Here is a 15,556-nt window from a genome sequence, read left to right as displayed (position 1 = left end):
AGCGAGAAAGAAAAGAATGACCACCGCAAGCGCAGCGCAGTCCTTCATCAACGTCGGCGAGAGAACAAACGTCACCGGCTCGGCGAAGTTTCGCAAGCTGATCGAGGCGAACGACTACCCGGCCGCGCTCGCGGTCGCGCGCCAGCAGGTCGAGGCTGGCGCCATGATCCTCGACGTCAACATGGATGAGGGCCTGCTCGATTCCGAGAAGGCGATGAGCACGTTCCTCAACCTCATCGCCTCCGAGCCGGACATCGCCCGCGTGCCGATCATGATCGACAGCTCCAAGTGGAGCGTCATCGAGGCGGGCCTCAAGTGCGTGCAGGGCAAGGCGATCGTCAACTCGATCTCCCTCAAGGAGGGCGAAGCGCAGTTCCTCGATCAGGCCCGCAAGGTGCAGCGTTACGGCGCGGCCGTCGTCGTGATGGCGTTCGACGAGCAGGGGCAGGCGGACACCATCGAGCGCAAGGTTTCGATCTGCGAGCGGGCTTACAAGCTGCTCACGGAGAAGGTTGGCTTCTTGCCGGAAGACATCATCTTCGATCCCAATATCTTCGCGGTGGCGACCGGCATTGAGGAGCACAACGGATACGGCATCGCCTTCATCGAGGCCGCGCGCCAGATCAAGGAGAAGATGCCGCTGACGCACATCTCGGGCGGTGTCTCCAACCTGTCGTTCGCCTTCCGCGGCAACGAGCCCGTGCGCGAGGCCATGCACGCGGTCTTCCTGTACCACGCCATCAAGGCGGGCATGGACATGGGCATCGTCAACGCGGGCCAGCTCGCCCTCTATGACGACATCCCGGCCGAGCTGCGCGAGCTGTCCGAGGACGTGATCCTCAACCGCCGCCCCGACGCCACGGACCGCCTGCTCGAGGCCGCTCCCCGTTTCAAGGGAGAAGGCGGCGGCGCGAAAGGCAAGGAGAAGGATCTCACCTGGCGCAACGGCACGGTGCAGGAGCGTCTCACGCACTCGCTCGTGCACGGCATCACCGATTTCATCGAGGCCGACACGGAGGAGGCCCGCCAGCAGGCCGACAAGCCGCTCCACGTGATCGAGGGCCCGCTGATGGCCGGCATGAACGTCGTGGGCGACCTGTTCGGCGCGGGCAAGATGTTCCTGCCGCAAGTCGTCAAGAGTGCGCGCGTGATGAAGCAGGCGGTAGCCTATCTGCAGCCGTACCTGGAAGAGGAGAAGCGCCTCTCCGGTACGGATCAGTTGCCGTCTGCCGGTAAGGTCGTGATGGCGACGGTGAAGGGCGACGTCCACGACATCGGCAAGAACATCGTCGGCGTCGTGCTCCAGTGCAACAACTACGAGGTGATCGACCTCGGCGTGATGGTGCCGGCCGCCAAGATCCTGGAGACCGCCAAGAAGGAGAAGGCGGACATCATCGGCCTCTCGGGCCTCATCACGCCGTCGCTCGACGAGATGTGCTTCGTCGCGGCGGAGATGGAGCGGGAGGGCTTCTCGGTGCCTCTGCTCATCGGCGGCGCCACCACGAGCCGCGTGCACACGGCCGTAAAGATCAGCCCCAACTACAACAAGGGGCAGGCGATCTATGTGCTCGATGCGAGCCGCGCCGTGGGCGTGGTTTCGAACTTGCTTTCGGAGACCGAAAGCAAGCCCTACGTCGATGGCATCAAGGCCGAGTACGTCAAGGTGCGCGAAGCCCATCTCGCCAACGAGGCCAAGAAGCAGCGCATCACCATTGCCGCGGCCCGCGCCAACAAGTACGCCATCGATTGGGCGAGCTACACGCCGCCGAAGCCCTCTTTCCTCGGCACGCGCACGTTCAAGAATTTCGATCTCGGAAGCCTCGCCCCCTACATCGATTGGACGCCCTTCTTCCAGGCGTGGGAGTTGACGGGCCGCTACCCTGCGATCCTCGATGACAACAAGGTCGGGACCGAGGCGCGGAAGCTCTTCGCGGACGCGCGCGCTCTGCTCGATCGCATCGTGGCGGAGAAGTGGTTCACCGCCAACGCCGTTGTCGGCTTCTGGCCCGCCAACAGCGTCGGTGACGACATCGCGCTCTATACCGACGAGACACGCCGCACAGAGCGCACGAAACTGTTCACGCTGCGTCAGCAGATTGCGCGTGATCCCTCGCGCGATCGCGCCCACACCGCGCTTGCCGACTTCGTTGCCCCCAAAGAGACGGGGCTTGCCGATTACGTCGGCGGTTTCGCAGTCACGGCGGGCATCGGCGAGGAAGAGGCGATCCGGACCCATATCAAGGCAACCGACGATTACAGCCGCATCATCGCCAAGGCGCTTGCGGACCGCCTCGCCGAAGCCTTCGCAGAAGCCATGCACGCCAAGGTGCGGCGCGAGCTGTGGGGCTACGCTCGCGACGAGAAGCTCTCGAACGACGAGCTGATCCTGGAGAAATACAAGGGCATCCGTCCCGCGCCCGGCTATCCGGCCCAGCCGGATCACACCGAGAAGCGGACGCTGTGGGACCTCATGAACGTCGAAGCCGAGACCGGCATCGAGCTTACCGAGAGCTACGCCATGTGGCCGGGTGCCGCCGTCTCCGGCATCTACTTCTCTCATCCCCAAAGCCACTATTTCGGCGTGGGCAAGGTGGAGCGCGATCAGGTCGAGGATTACGCGCGCCGCAAGGGCTGGGCGGTGTCGGAGGCCGAGCGCTGGCTCGCGCCGGTGCTCAACTACGATGCTGTCTCGGAGCGGAAAAACGTGGCATGATCGGCACGGCGGGCCTCTAGCCCGCCGCGTTTCGAGGCGAGGGGGAAAAGGCGATGCCGTTCGTGAATCTGGCCGTGGCTCAGGCTGCAGCGGCATGGATTGCCGCGCCTAACCTGGTTGGTTTCTTCGTCACATACGGTCCGGCCTACTATTACATCGTCGCTGCCGTCGGCGCGGTCATCGTGCTGATCGGCGCGTTCATCGGCTCGCGCATCACTAAGACCATCGCGCCGCCGTCCGTTCTCTCGCTCATCGCCTCCGTATCGTTCGCGATTATCGCGGCGGCGGCTGCGATCATGTTCGTCGCGCCGTCAGCCGGTCAGTCGGAGCTGGCCGGTCATCTCTTTACGTTCGCTCCGGTTGCCGCGGCGATCGCGGGATATTTCTTCACGACTGCCCGTCACGCCGCGTGAGCCGGCGTTTCCAATGCTTTGTTTCCCAATGCGGATCTTCATGGTAGAGCAGACGGCGTCGGATGCTGCGAATCCGACGTAGGAATCATGCTCTAAATGCTTGGGCATGTGCCGTGTCGGCAAAGCCGCGATCACCCGGTTTCTATCGGTGTCGCGTGTGGCGCGTGGGCCGGATGTGCGGCCCGAGGGGGAATTCGGCCGGCAGCTAACTGGGGGAGAACTCACATGCTTGGACGTCTCGTGCTTCTGCTGCTCCAGATCGTGATCGGCTGGTTTGGCAGCACCGCTCTCATGGGCTTCATCAAGTTCGGAGAGTTCCGTCTCTTCATCTTCGCTGTCGTCGCCGCCATCGTCGTGTTCCTTATCGGCGTCATTGCGGCTCAAATCCTGAAGGATGTCGGCGCGCCGTCGAGCCACACGCTGTCTTGGGCGCTGGGCCTCGGCCTCATCGCGGCCGTGCTGTGGACGTGGGGTCCGCAGCTTCCGCTGCTCTCTGAGGTTCCGTGGGGACGCGTGAAGGCGGAATACGCCGTGCTCGCCGCCGCTATCCTGGGCTATCACCTCAAGAAGTAGCCCTTAGAAAGATTGAAGGCGCGAGACCCGGGCGATTGTCGCTTCGGGTCTCGCGCCTTTTTTTAAGGTGTCCGCCTTTGAAGGACGGCGGGGAGCTGAATCGCGATCAGGCGGCCGGAGAGCGCTCAGACCATTCCGACCACGATTGCAGCGATGAAGCCGAAAGACATCAGTGCAGCGAGCACGTTCAGTCGCATCGCAATGTTCATCGTTGCCTCCTCCCGGCTTGGCTTGCTCTCGAAGAGCGGGCCGCGCCGGCCGTTCTAGCTCTGCCGGCACGAGACCGGCTGGGGGTGCTTTCGTGCATACGCATTACAAACAACAGGAGCATCATTAGCCCTGATAGGGCATCCCGCCGGGGCAGGGATCCCGTCGAGACAAATGGAGTATTGGGCAAAATCGTTCCCTGCCAAGTAAAAACAATCGTGCAATGCATCATGGAAACGAGCGGCGCCTGTGCGCCGCGCGAATATTTTGCCCTTGTTACGGGCGCGTTCCGCCGTGCTGCGTTGCGAGCGGCAGCGCGGAAGAAAGTTTTTTACGAGCGCGGGAATAGGGCGCGCGAGAGATCAGCGGCCGGCGAATGCGGGTTTGCGCTTCTCCAGGAATGCGCGCCGGCCCTCCACATAGTCCGCACTTTCGAAGCACGCTTGCACGGCGGCGTCGAGCTCGCGGGTGTCGGGGTTCTCGGGATGGCGCACCAGTTCGTCGATCGTGAGCTTGGCCGCGCGCACCGTGAGCGGCGCGTTGCTCGCGATCTCGCTCGCGAGGGAGCGCACGGAAATTTCGAGCGTGTCGGTCTCGACCAGCCGGTTGACGAGGCCGATGCGCTCGGCTTCCGCCGCCGAAAACCGCCGTCCCGTGAACAGCATTTCCTTGATGAACGCCGCGGGCGCCAGCGCGAGCAGGGGCGGTACCCAGCGGGGATTGTAGCCGAGCCCAAGCTTGGCGGCGGGGATGGCGAACTGCGCCTTGTGATCGGCAAGCCTCAGATCGGCGCACGCCGCGATGCCGAGCCCGCCGCCGAGGCAGAAGCCATGGATCATCGCGATGATGGGCTTGTGCGCCGAGAGCAGCGCCGAGAACGCCTCGTGGTTCAGCCGATCGTACTCGGCCGCACGATCGCCGGTCCGCGCGCTTTCGAACTCCGAGATGTCTGCTCCCGCGCAGAACGCGCGCGTGCCGCTGCCCCGCAGGATGATGACGCGCACATCCGGGGATGCCTCAGCCGCCCTCACGTGGACGGGAATTTTCGCCCACATGTCGGCCGTGTAGGCGTTCATCCGGTCCGGGTTGTTCGCCACGATCCAGGCGATCGGTCCGTCGATCTCGAGCGTGAGGTCGGGCGGGGAGGCGGACGTCTCTGTCATGCGTTAGGTCCTCTTCGGTGCCCGCGGAAAGCCGAGCGCCGCTTTCTATCTTGCGATCGTGCGGCGGGCCAGCGCAACGCGGCGTGCCGCCCTGCCTGCCTGGAACTCTGGCATCGCGGGCTCCTGCAACCTGGGCGGCCCGGGCACGCTCTGCGGGCGGTGCGGCCGGAGGCCGCGTTGGCCCGAGGTTTAGATTGACGGGCCGGGCCGGCGCCGATACGCCCTAGCCAGGATTTCGAGCAGACACGATCTATCTTACGGATCCACCTCGCCGATCTATAATGAGGTGCGAGGCGTACTCTGCGATACGGATCAGCCGGTTGGCGATCTCTTCGAGGCGGGATCCGTAACTCTCATCGTAGGCCCGCGGGCTGAGGAACAACGGACATGAGCGGCGCCAAGCACTCTTCCCTTGCCGGCAAGACCGAACGGCGCACGGCCCCCAACCGCGCGGCCGAAGACCCGATCTGGGCCTCACTGCGCAGCGAGGCCGAGGCGGCCATGGCTGCAGAGCCCGCTCTCACCGGCTTCATCTATGCGACCGTCGCCAGCCACGACAACCTGGAGGAGGCGATCTGCCATCGGATTGCGCAGCGCCTCGGCCATGCCGACGTGGACGCGCCCCTCATCGTTCAGATCTTCCGCGACGTGCTCGCCTCACAGCCAGCGCTCGGTCAGGCCTTTCGCGCCGACCTTGCCGCCGTCTTCGATCGCGACCCCGCTTGCACACGCTATCTTGAGCCCTTCCTCTATTTCAAAGGCTTCCATGCGCTCGTGACCTACCGCTTCGCTCATGAGCTGTGGCGCCAGGGCCGGCGCGATTTCGCGCTCTACATGCAAAGCCAGTCGTCCCGCATGTTCGCGGTCGACATTCACCCCGCTGCCCGTCTCGGCAAGGGACTGATGTTCGATCATGCGACCGGCGTCGTGATCGGCGAGACGGCGACCGTGGGCGACGACTGCTCGCTGCTCCACGCCGTGACGCTCGGCGGCAGCGGAAAGCAGACCGGAGATCGCCATCCCAAGATTGGCTCGTGCGTGCTGATCGGCGCGGGCGCCAAGGTGCTGGGCAACATTCACGTGGGCAACTGCTCGCGCATTGCGGCCGGCAGCGTGGTGCTGGCGGATGTGCCCCCGCACGTCACCGTCGCGGGCGTGCCCGCGCGGGTCGTCGGCCCCGCAGGCACCGCCGAGCCTGGCCGCACGATGGATCAGACTTTCGTCCCCGTGGATTCGCTGATGGGGCCAGACGACTACGCCATGCTTTGACGAACAAAGGAGCAGGAAGTGAAGAAGGATGAGCTGGGCCGCCTCGAGGCCTATCTGAAGAAGACGTTCGGCACCAAGAATCTCACGGTGCGCGCGCGTCCCAAGAAGGACGATTCCGCCGAGGTCTACGTCGGCGACGACTTCATCGCCGTGCTGTTCCGCGAGGAGGAGGACGGTGAGGTCTCCTACCAGTTCCAGATGGCCATCCTCGAGATGGATCTCGAGGAAGCTTGAGACATGGCCCTTTATGAGCTCGATGGCGCGCGTGTCACGACGCCCGCCGACGGCAGCTATTGGGTGGCCCCCAACGCCATCGTTCTAGGAAAGGTCGCGATCGAGACGGACGCAAGCGTCTGGTTCGGCGCGGTCCTGCGCGGCGACAACGAGCTGATCCGCGTGGGCGCACGCTCCAACGTGCAGGACGGATGCGTGCTGCACACCGACCCCGGCTATCCGCTGGAGATCGGAGAGGACTGCACCATCGGCCACATGGTGATGCTGCACGGCTGCACCATCGGTCGCGGAAGCCTGATCGGCATCGGCTCGATCATTCTCAACGGCGCCAAGATCGGCGAGGAGTGCCTGATCGGCGCCAATACGCTGATTGCCGAGGGCAAGGTGATCCCGCCCCGCTCCATGGTGCTGGGCTCTCCTGGAAAGATCGTGCGCCAGTTGACGGACGAGGATGTCGCCCGCTTCGGCGGGGCGGCGGGGCGTTACGTCAAGAACTGGAAGCGCTACGCCGCCGGTTTCCGCCCGATGTAGCGATGCGCTTTCCGGCCGAGCGGGAGAGCGAGAGCCCCTTCAAAAAAATTCGAGCCGGACACGAGGGGGGATCGCGTCCGGCTCAAGGTGAGCCCGGTTGGGGGCAGGGCAGGGATACCCGGGCTCGGAAGTCAAACAGGCAGTGGGGTAGTGAAACGTGGTGGTCGAGTGTGCGCTCGGCTAGTTGCCTTCACGCACACCGGCGATTGCCTCGGGAGCGGCGCGGTCGTTCGCATCGAGCGACACCCATACGCGCGGATCGAGATACGACTGGCGCATGATGAAGTAGTAGCCTGACGCGTTCCACAGGCGGACGTCGTCGACCTTGTTGTCGAGCACGAAGTCACCCTGCGCGGTGCGCGCGGTGAGAACGGCATGACCCTCGCCCTTCTCGTCGCGCACGACGGTGAGCAGAAGAGAGCTCTTGGGCCAGCCGCGATCGAGCAGGATCTTCTGCTTGAGCAGCGCATAGTCCTCGCAATCGCCGCGATCGGTCGGGTAGGTCCAGAATTCGCTGACGCCGTAGATCTCCTGATCCGTCGCCGGCGCGATGACGTGGTTCGCCCAGCGGTTCACCTCGTCGAGCTCGCTCAAGCGCTCGGGCGTCGGTTGGAAGCGCACATCCTCGATGCGCTGCGGAGCGCAAGCTTGAGGATTGCTGTCGCAGAAGCGGACAAATCCATAAGGAGGCTGGGAAGGCCCGTACACCCTCATGAAGGGAGAGGCCGTGCTGACGGTCCGGGAGATCGAGTGCTCCGCCATGGCGCTCGCCGATCCCAAGATCCCCGTGAGGGCACCTGCTATGCAAACAACCAAACGCTTCATACTCACTACCCCTACTATCCCTCTCACGCCGACCACAGTAATCGAGAAAGGTCGTGGTCCTCTGAAGTACGCCGTCAGAAATCGAGCAAAATTTGAGCTAAAGTGTAGTTCCGCGGGGGACACCGTTCGGGCCCTCGCTCAGCCGAAATATCGCCGCAAAGCCTCGGGATCTGGGATGTCGAGGAACTGCACGCCGATCCCGCGGTCGTGATAGCGCATCACCCTGCAGCGCAATTTTCCGAAGATGACTTCGTCGCCGATCGGCGGACGCGCGTCCGTCTGGATCGAGGCGCCGGACAGCGAAACGTCGAGCACGCGGCAGTCCACCGACTGGCCGTCCGACAGTCGGAGCGTTGACGTTTTGTTGACCACTTCGAAGCGTTTGTGCCGGCGGCCGAAGGTTCCGCCGAGCTCGTCCTTGTTGACGAGCCAGGTGATCTGCGCTGCGAGCTTTTCGCGTTTGTGCTGGGTGGCTTTGAGGGCGATTGCAAAACCGCCTTCGAAAGTGCGCACAACAACGCCTTCCAGACCGCCGATTTCGTCGAAGTAGACGACGATGCGTTCGCCGATCTCAACCTCGACGGGCGCCATGATGGCGGCGCCACCCACCGAGATATCGTTGAGCCTGCAAGGAAACTCCTGCTTGTTCGCCCGCATGAAACGCCCGAGCAGCGCGAGCGCATAGCGCTTGTGGCGGCGGCGATCGGGAACGATCCGCGTATCGAACCGGATCGAGGCTCTGACTGTGCTGGCTGAACTGGGCGACATGGACGAGTTCCAAGCAGAAACGAGAGAAACGACCTCCGCGACCCCGAAGCGGGCATTACAACCGCTTGCGGCCAATGGAGTCCCATATTGGAACAACACACTTAATGAACGACTAACTGATGATCCAAACCCGCACGGCGGGGAGTGCCACGGGTAGGCACAACAGGAACGCCCGATGTGAACGCGGGTGGGCGCGCCAAAGTTTCAGATTTGAGAATTTTGGATGTCACACGGCCTGGGCGGCACGAAGGGCGCGTTCCGGACGGCCCAGGCGATCCCTGATCCGCCGGCCTTTTAGGGGCGCTTTGCCATTGCGTCGGCCGCCTCGTCGCGCCCGCCTTCGTAGACCCGGAATTGCCGGCGGCCTTGGCGCACGATGCGCGCCGTGCGGACGTGGGGGTGCAGAGGAAGCTGACGGTCGGCGTAAGCGAATGCGTCCCTGTGCTCGGCGGACGGCCAGATGCTCTCCCCGGCCAGCAGCCGCATGCTGAGTGGGGAGGACCGGAAGGACGCCGCCGGCTCCTCCAAGGGAACGAGCATGCACAGCAGCCGATCGATCGACTGGCCCGTATGGACCAGCGGAAGCACGAGCAACTCGAACATCGGTGCTTCCGCCGCCCGGAAATCCTGGCCGGACGGAGCGCCGAGCTCACCGGTGAACAGCCCGACGCGGCCGAGGTCCGTAATCTCGGAGAGGTGGTGCTCGAGCAGCGAGCGATCGCCCTCGGTCCAGCAGGACAGGAAATCGCGGGATCTGACATCCATGCCGAAGCGGGACGCCACCCGTGTTCCAGCCAGCCGGAAACGGAAGACGTTCCGCTCGGCCCGTTCCAGGATGAAGGTATCGAGCAGGAAATCCCCGATCCGCGCCGGCTGGATTTCCAGCCGCCGGGGAGCCCGGCGATCGCGTCTCACCTCGTTCCAGTAGGCATAGAGGGCTTGGGTGGCCGGATGTTTCATATCGATACTGCTCAGCACGCAATTCTCCTGCGGCGCGGCAGGGCTCTGCTGCGCCGGTTTCAAGAGCGGTTGCTCTCGAGAGGGGGGTGGGGCTCGGAGTGAAGGGAAGGGTGTCGAAACGAGCCTTGCAGTCGACAAGAGCAGCTTTCGTGCCATATGCACGGAAGGACGTGCGGCGTTCTGGTTCGGCTGAGGATTGGAGATCGGCGTATCGTTAAAATGAAAGATGTTCGAATATCGCCGCCCGCCCAACCGAGGAGCCTCGCGTGATCCCAACGGTGCCGTCCCAGCAAGAGCCGGTCTTCAATGTTCCGAAGGTCGTGGTCGCCGTTCTGGCCGTACTCGTGCTGGTGCACGTGGGGCGCAGCTTCTTGTCGGCCGATGACGATTTGTGGGTCGTGCTCGCGGCCGCTTTCATTCCCGCACGCTACGGTCCGCTCGCGCCCGAGCTGCCCGGCGGCGAGCTGGCCGTATTCACCTCGCCGTTTACGCACATGTTAATGCACGGCGACTGGGTTCACCTCGCGCTCAATTCCGCGTGGCTGCTGGCCTTCGGCGGTGCAATAGCCGAACGTACCGGTACGGTGCGCTTTCTGCTGTTCTTTACGGTGTGTGGTCTCGCGGGCGCGTTTGCGTTCTATCTCGCCAACAGCGAGCTCGTTCAGCCGATGATCGGCGCGTCCGGCGCCATATCCGGCCTCATGGGCGGCACTTTGAGGTTTCTCTTTCCTGCCATTGATTCCGGAGGCTTTCGCCGTTTGCGTGAGGCACCGCGCTCAATCCCTCTCATGTCGCTCGCCGAAGCTTTGCGTGATCGGCGCATCCTGGTCACCAGCGCAATTCTGGTGCTCATAAACGTGCTCACGATAATCGGCTTCGGCGGCGCACAAAATTCGGCGGGAATTGCTTGGGAAGCCCATCTCGGCGGCTACCTACTAGGGCTTTTTACTTATGGTCTTTTCGACGATGTCTCCCGGGCCGAAGATCAACGGCAACCAAATGATGATTGAAACTCTTGCGTGCTGAGAGAGTTTGGATCACTCTTGATTGCCGGGTTTGTTTCCAGACTCGGCCAATAGACCCGAGGATAAAAGACGCTCGCTAAGGATCGAGCTGGTTACGGGCGGGTGCGGAGGCGGAGGAGCTTTCGTAAGAGCGCGGCATCATTCGACGGCGAGCGGGAGGATACGTTCATGAACGTCGCATCGATACTGAAGTTGAAAGGAAGAGCGGTCTCGACCGTAAGGCCGAACGCGACGCTGCTCGACGTCGCGAAGAAGCTCGGTCCGAAAAAGATCGGCGCAATTGTTGTTGTCGGCGAGAATGGACACGTCGCCGGCATCATTTCCGAACGCGATATCATCCGTGCCATTTCCGAGCGCGGCGCGCCGGCCCTGAGCCTGATGGTTTCGGAGGTCATGACGCGCAACGTGATCTGCTGTCAGGAGACCAGTGAGCTCGACGAGCTCATGGAGATCATGACCAAGGGCCGTTTCCGCCATCTCCCCGTGATCGAGGATGAAGCCCTCGTTGGCATCGTCTCGATCGGCGATGTCGTGAAATTCCATGTTGCGGAAGTCGAAATGGAAGTTTCGGCCATGCGCAACTATCTCGCGACGGGTTGAACGAGACGTCGGCGGCTTTCGAAGCCGCTCGGCAAAAAAGAAACGGCGCGCTTTGGATGGCGCGCCGTTTTCTTTTTTTTGATCTCGAGTTCCTGCGCGCCTTCGGAGCGCCTCGGAAAGTCTACGACATCGGCAATTGAGCTTGCCCATGCGGGATGTGGCGCGTGTCGAGCTCGCGCGAAAGATCGTCGACCTCGCGCTTGGCAGCCGCTTCGCCGCGTGCGATGAGCTCGTCCGCGCGATGGAAATCGAACAGGCCGATGCCGTGCAGCCGCGGGCTGATCATGGCGTCCGGCGGATCGCCGGCAAGACGCGAGCGCGCGATGCGATCCTGCACGATGTTGAAGGCATCGACCATGACAGTCGAGATGCCGGGGACGTCATCGCCCTTGCCGAGGATCTGCCGTTGCAGAAGGCGGCGCACTGCGATGCCGTTGCTGCCGGTCACGGGTGGCGTCTCTTCCATTTCGAGATCCGTGCCAGGCATTTGATTGACGTTCGAGATGGTGCCCCGGTTCGAGATGTCGATGTTGAGGTTCACCGCGATCACATAGCGCGCGCCGAGCGCACGGCACACCGAGACCGGAATGGGATTGACGAGCGCGCCGTCGAACAGCCAGCGCCCGTCCACCTTCACCGGGCGGAACACGCCGGGAAGCGCGTAGGAAGCTCGCACGGCATCGACCAGAGTGCCGCGGGAAAGCCAGACCTCGTGGCCAGTGCCGATCTCTGTCGCGACGGCTGTGAAGCGGCGCGGAAGATCCTCGATTTTGATGTCGCCGAGATGCTTGTGAAGGCGCTCGCCAAGCCGATGGCCCGTGATGAGGCCAGTGCCGGAAAGATTGAAATCGAGATAGCCGAGAACGCGCCTGCGCGTCGTCAGTTCGCGCGCGAAATTTTCGAGTTCGTCGAGATGGCCGGTCACGTCACACGCGCCGACGACGGCTCCGATGGACGTGCCTGCTATGATGTCGGGAACGATACCGGCTTTGCGCAGCGCCCGGAGAACCCCGATATGCGCCCAACCTCTCGCCGCGCCTCCTCCGAGAGCAAGACCGATCTTGAGTTTGCCTGCGCCGGCGGTTGCCATGGCGGTCTCCACTCCTCCGGCCCTCTCGGTTCTTGAGATTGTGGCCGGTGCGACGTCCCATGAGACCCGTCGCGTAGCGAAGCCGGATCCCCTCAACCCTTAATTGGAGGCTAGCAGATTCCGATTAAAGCCCCCCTACCAACGATGTGATCCGATTTGAGAATTCGTTGCTGCGGTGCAGCTCGAATTCAACGCGGGAGCGCGCAAATTGGTTTCGCACCCGTTCAGGAACGGGCGGAATTGGGGCCGGAGAGGGAAGGGGCTAGACGTTCGACCGTGTGAGCTTGGCCGGCGCCCCGGGGGTAGCCGAAAGCGTGCGGTAGAAGCAGGAGCGGGCCCCCGTGTGGCAGGTCACGCCCTCTCCGCCGACCGAGACCTTGAGCCAGACGGCATCCTGGTCGCAATCGACCCGGGCTTCCTGTATGGCGAGCGTATTCCCGCTTTCCTCGCCCTTCCGCCACAGGCGCTGGCGAGAGCGGCTCCAGAAATGGGCAATCCCGGTCTCGAGCGAACGCTTGAGAGCTTCCGCGTTCATCCACGCGAACATCAGCACCGCGCCCGAGGCTGCGTCCGTCACGATGGCCGCGATCAGGCCGTCCTTGTCGAACTTCGGCTGGAAAACCGAGCCTTGCTCGATATCCGCCGTGGATCCGCGTGCGGCAAAGGAGGGAGATGAGGTATCGGTCATGAAACGCCCAAAGCTCGGGGACGGGGTGTCGCGCCGATGCAACTCGAATGCCCGTGCCAGAGGCCCTATATAGAAGCGATTGCGCCTGGTCGAAAGCGGAAGCGGAGCATCTGCCGCCAAGCTCACGCCCAGCCACCACTTGGAGAAGCAGAACGCACCCATGGCGGATCTCGACGACATCTACAACCAGAGGATATTCGAGCTGGCTGCGGAGATCCCGCGCACCGAGCATATCGCCAGCCCCGATGCCTCGGCGCGTGCCCATTCCAAGTTGTGCGGCTCAACCATCGAGGTCGAGCTGAAGCTCGACGGAGACCGGATCACGGATTTCGGCCAGACTGTGAAGGCGTGTCTGCTGGGACAGGCTTCCGCCGCCATTGTCGGCCGCGAGATTGTAGGCACGCCGGCCGACGAGTTTCGCGCCGTCGCCGCCACCATGCGCCGGATGCTGAAGGAGGGCGGCCCCCGCCCCGATGGGCGCTGGGCAGACCTGGGGCTGCTGGCCCCGGTAAAAGACTACCCCCATCGGCACGCGTCCACCCTGCTCGTGTTCGAGGCGGTCGAGCGCGCGCTCGACCAGGCCAAGGCCGGGCGCGGTGACGTGAGTTTGGAGGCCGCCGCTCCGGAGGCGCCGGCAGGGCGGGGCTGAGGTCCGATGAGTTGGGGTAAGGCCATCCTGAAGGCGCCGGTTCACGTCTACCGCTGGACGCTGAAGCCGCTGATGGGCCTCGAGTGCCGCCACCTGCCCACCTGCTCCGAATACGCGCTTGATGCCATCGAGACGAACGGCCCGTGGCGCGGCGTCTGGCTGACCCTCTCGCGTCTGTCGCGCTGCCACCCCTGGGGCAGCGCCGGCTATGATCCTCCGCCTGATATCCGCGCCGTGTCCCACCCCTTTGCCCCCTGGCGCTACGGACGCTGGAGCCGCACCTGCTGCGGTCAAAATTTAACTCCGAAATCTTAGCTGTAATGAAAACCCGGGGTTCGGACGCCGCGTCCCCCTGTGGTAGGACCGGAGCCATGGATTTCGCGCGGGCCGCCAAATGGCCCGCCAGGGAGCAGATAAGCGGTGAAGCGCAAGATCGCAGCCGTCCTGATGGCCGACGTGGCCGGCATGAGCCGCGCTCTTGCTGCGGACGAAGGGGTTGCGTTGAAGCGCCTCGAAGACCACCGCGCCGTGATCGAGGAGATCGCGACGCGTGGCGGCGGGCAAGTGCTTCCCGCGGTCGGCGAAGCGCTCCTCGTCGAGTTTCAGAGCGCAGTTGAAGCCGTGCGCGCAGCCGTAGAGGCTCAGGAGACGCTACGCGCCCGTAACAAAGCCCTCTCGCTCGCCGAACGTCTGGAGTATCGCATCGCGATTACCATCGGCGAGGTGAGTGGCCGCGTGGACGGCACGCCGGAAGTCTCGCCCGAGACGCTGTCGGGTGCAGCCCATCTCGTCTCGCTCGCCATTCCGGGCGGCGTCTGCATCTCCCGCTCGGTGCGCGAGGCGGTGGCGAGCAAGCTCAAGCTCAAGTTTCAGGACATCAGTGTCGAGGGCGAGGCGATCGAGGCGGAGACGCCGTCCACCTATCGCGTCGCCAGCGAGCGGCCGGAGCTGCCCGCCCGCCCGCCGGTGGGCAAGGCAGCGAAAGCCCGCAAGCCCATGGTGCTCGCGGGTGGTGCGCTCCTTGTCGCGCTGGGTGTCGTGACGGGGCTGACGCTCCTGGGTGGAAACACGGGTGCGCCGAAGCCGAAGGGCACGCAAGAGGTCACGGTGCTCACGCCCGCGCCACCCGCAGGCGCCGCGACACAGCCGGAGGCGAAGCCGCAAAAGCCCTCGGGCGGGAGCCTCGAGCTACTGCCCGCGCACGCACCGGACCCCGCCGATGTGTTGACCGCGAAGCGGATGCTGCCGCAGGCGTGGAAAGCCTGCCGCGAAGGAAGCGCCGACGCCGCCGTCGTGGCCTGCAAGACCGTGATCGACAGCGGCCTCGCGAAAGGCGAGGAGCTCGCCGAGCTCCACGTCTTCAACGGCAAGGCGCTCCGCGAGCGCCGGGAGCTCGACAAGGCGCTCGAAGCGTTGTCCGCGGCGATTACGCTGAAACCGACGCCCGCCGCCTACAGCCTGCGCGGAACTGTCCACTACGACAAAGGCAATTGGGACAAGGCGATCTCCGACTACTCGGAAGCCATTCGCCTCGACACTTCGAACGGCGAAGCCTTCAACAACCGCGCCTGGACCTACTATCGCACAGGGCGCTCCGACAAGGCGCTCTCCGATGCCGATGCCGCCGTGCGCCTGCTCTCCAAGCAGGCCTACGTGTGGGACACGCGCGCCCATATTCACGCCGCTCTCGGCAACCGCGAGGCCGCGATTAGCGACTTCCGCGCCGCCCTCGCCATCGATCCCGGTAACGCCGAAAGCAAGGCTGGCCTCGCCAAGCTAGGCGTGAACTGACGGCTCTCGCGCGGGCACTGTCCCATCCGGAACAGCGCGCGCCGCGCAAGGCCCGTA

17 protein-coding genes are annotated in these 15,556 nt (G+C 64.0%); 11 read left to right on the top strand and 6 right to left on the bottom strand.

Annotation, left to right across the window (positions count from 1 at the left end; all coding sequences use genetic code 11):
• The first annotated feature begins 16 nt into the window (after positions 1-16).
• The 3 genes from metH (at position 17) to PE058_RS13360 (ending at position 3,699) form a co-directional block, all read left to right on the top strand.
• Entirely contained in the window at positions 17-2,713 is a 2,697-nt protein-coding gene (metH, locus tag PE058_RS13370; RefSeq protein ID WP_442908660.1) for a methionine synthase, read from the top strand.
• Between the two features lie 53 nt (positions 2,714-2,766).
• A complete protein-coding gene (locus PE058_RS13365) occupies positions 2,767-3,126 on the top strand; it encodes a hypothetical protein (RefSeq protein ID WP_271028621.1) in 360 nt (119 codons plus the stop codon).
• 225 nt (positions 3,127-3,351) lie between these two features.
• Positions 3,352-3,699 carry a hypothetical protein gene (locus PE058_RS13360; protein WP_020086436.1) on the top strand — a complete coding sequence of 116 codons (348 nt, stop codon included), beginning with the start codon at positions 3,352-3,354 and terminating at the stop codon, positions 3,697-3,699.
• Between the two features lie 569 nt (positions 3,700-4,268).
• Here the strand turns inward: PE058_RS13360 and PE058_RS13355 are convergent.
• Complete coding sequence (locus tag PE058_RS13355) at positions 4,269-5,069, bottom strand: enoyl-CoA hydratase (protein ID WP_271028620.1); 801 nt, start codon at positions 5,067-5,069, stop codon at positions 4,269-4,271.
• A gap of 387 nt (positions 5,070-5,456) precedes the next feature.
• Between PE058_RS13355 and cysE the strand changes: the two genes are divergently transcribed.
• Genes cysE through PE058_RS13340 form a run of 3 tightly spaced genes read left to right on the top strand, consistent with a single transcriptional unit; the run spans position 5,457 to position 7,103 of the window.
• Positions 5,457-6,338, top strand: a complete 882-nt coding sequence (gene cysE, locus PE058_RS13350; RefSeq protein ID WP_020086438.1) for a serine O-acetyltransferase — start codon at positions 5,457-5,459, stop codon at positions 6,336-6,338.
• Positions 6,339-6,356: 18 nt separating this feature from the next.
• Positions 6,357-6,572, top strand: coding sequence for a DUF3126 family protein (locus PE058_RS13345; protein WP_020086439.1), 216 nt, complete (start codon positions 6,357-6,359; stop codon positions 6,570-6,572).
• A 3-nt stretch (positions 6,573-6,575) separates the two neighbouring features.
• Positions 6,576-7,103 carry a gamma carbonic anhydrase family protein gene (locus PE058_RS13340; RefSeq protein ID WP_020086440.1) on the top strand — a complete coding sequence of 176 codons (528 nt, stop codon included), beginning with the start codon at positions 6,576-6,578 and terminating at the stop codon, positions 7,101-7,103.
• 180 nt (positions 7,104-7,283) lie between these two features.
• Here the strand turns inward: PE058_RS13340 and PE058_RS13335 are convergent, their stop codons facing one another.
• The 3 genes from PE058_RS13335 to PE058_RS13325 form a co-directional block, all read right to left on the bottom strand.
• Positions 7,284-7,928 (bottom strand): transglutaminase-like cysteine peptidase, encoded by a 645-nt coding sequence (locus PE058_RS13335; protein ID WP_156827404.1) that lies wholly within the window; start codon positions 7,926-7,928, stop codon positions 7,284-7,286.
• 138 nt (positions 7,929-8,066) lie between these two features.
• Positions 8,067-8,696: a PilZ domain-containing protein gene (locus tag PE058_RS13330; protein WP_020086442.1), complete on the bottom strand. Its 630-nt coding sequence runs from the start codon at positions 8,694-8,696 to the stop codon at positions 8,067-8,069.
• Positions 8,697-8,990: 294 nt separating this feature from the next.
• A complete protein-coding gene (locus PE058_RS13325; protein ID WP_198011194.1) occupies positions 8,991-9,674 on the bottom strand; it encodes a PAS domain-containing protein in 684 nt (227 codons plus the stop codon).
• 248 nt (positions 9,675-9,922) lie between these two features.
• On the opposite strand from PE058_RS13325, the gene PE058_RS13320 reads away from it, so the two are divergent.
• The gene (locus PE058_RS13320; RefSeq protein ID WP_271028619.1) at positions 9,923-10,666 is read left to right on the top strand and encodes a rhomboid family intramembrane serine protease; all 744 of its coding nucleotides are present in this window, start codon (positions 9,923-9,925) and stop codon (positions 10,664-10,666) included.
• A gap of 183 nt (positions 10,667-10,849) precedes the next feature.
• The gene (locus PE058_RS13315; protein WP_020086445.1) at positions 10,850-11,281 is read left to right on the top strand and encodes a CBS domain-containing protein; all 432 of its coding nucleotides are present in this window, start codon (positions 10,850-10,852) and stop codon (positions 11,279-11,281) included.
• A 121-nt stretch (positions 11,282-11,402) separates the two neighbouring features.
• Here PE058_RS13315 and PE058_RS13310 read toward each other — a convergent pair whose 3' ends face one another.
• Positions 11,403-12,371, bottom strand: a complete 969-nt coding sequence (locus tag PE058_RS13310; protein WP_020086446.1) for a patatin-like phospholipase family protein — start codon at positions 12,369-12,371, stop codon at positions 11,403-11,405.
• Between the two features lie 262 nt (positions 12,372-12,633).
• Entirely contained in the window at positions 12,634-13,059 is a 426-nt protein-coding gene (hisI, locus tag PE058_RS13305) for a phosphoribosyl-AMP cyclohydrolase (protein ID WP_271028618.1), read from the bottom strand.
• A gap of 160 nt (positions 13,060-13,219) precedes the next feature.
• On the opposite strand from hisI, the gene PE058_RS13300 reads away from it, so the two are divergent.
• From PE058_RS13300 to PE058_RS13290, 3 genes are all read left to right on the top strand, one after another.
• Entirely contained in the window at positions 13,220-13,708 is a 489-nt protein-coding gene (locus PE058_RS13300) for an iron-sulfur cluster assembly scaffold protein (protein WP_271028617.1), read from the top strand.
• A gap of 6 nt (positions 13,709-13,714) precedes the next feature.
• Positions 13,715-14,023 (top strand): membrane protein insertion efficiency factor YidD, encoded by a 309-nt coding sequence (gene yidD / locus PE058_RS13295; protein WP_271028616.1) that lies wholly within the window; start codon positions 13,715-13,717, stop codon positions 14,021-14,023.
• A 105-nt stretch (positions 14,024-14,128) separates the two neighbouring features.
• Complete coding sequence (locus PE058_RS13290; protein WP_271028615.1) at positions 14,129-15,499, top strand: tetratricopeptide repeat protein; 1,371 nt, start codon at positions 14,129-14,131, stop codon at positions 15,497-15,499.
• The last annotated feature ends 57 nt before the right edge of the window (positions 15,500-15,556 follow it).

It is taken from the genome of Hyphomicrobium sp. DMF-1 (genome assembly GCF_027886585.1).
GTDB classification, from domain to species: domain Bacteria; phylum Pseudomonadota; class Alphaproteobacteria; order Rhizobiales; family Hyphomicrobiaceae; genus Hyphomicrobium_C; species Hyphomicrobium_C zavarzinii.
Note: the sequence above shows the minus strand (reverse complement) of the source record. Positions and strands in the feature narration are given on the sequence as shown.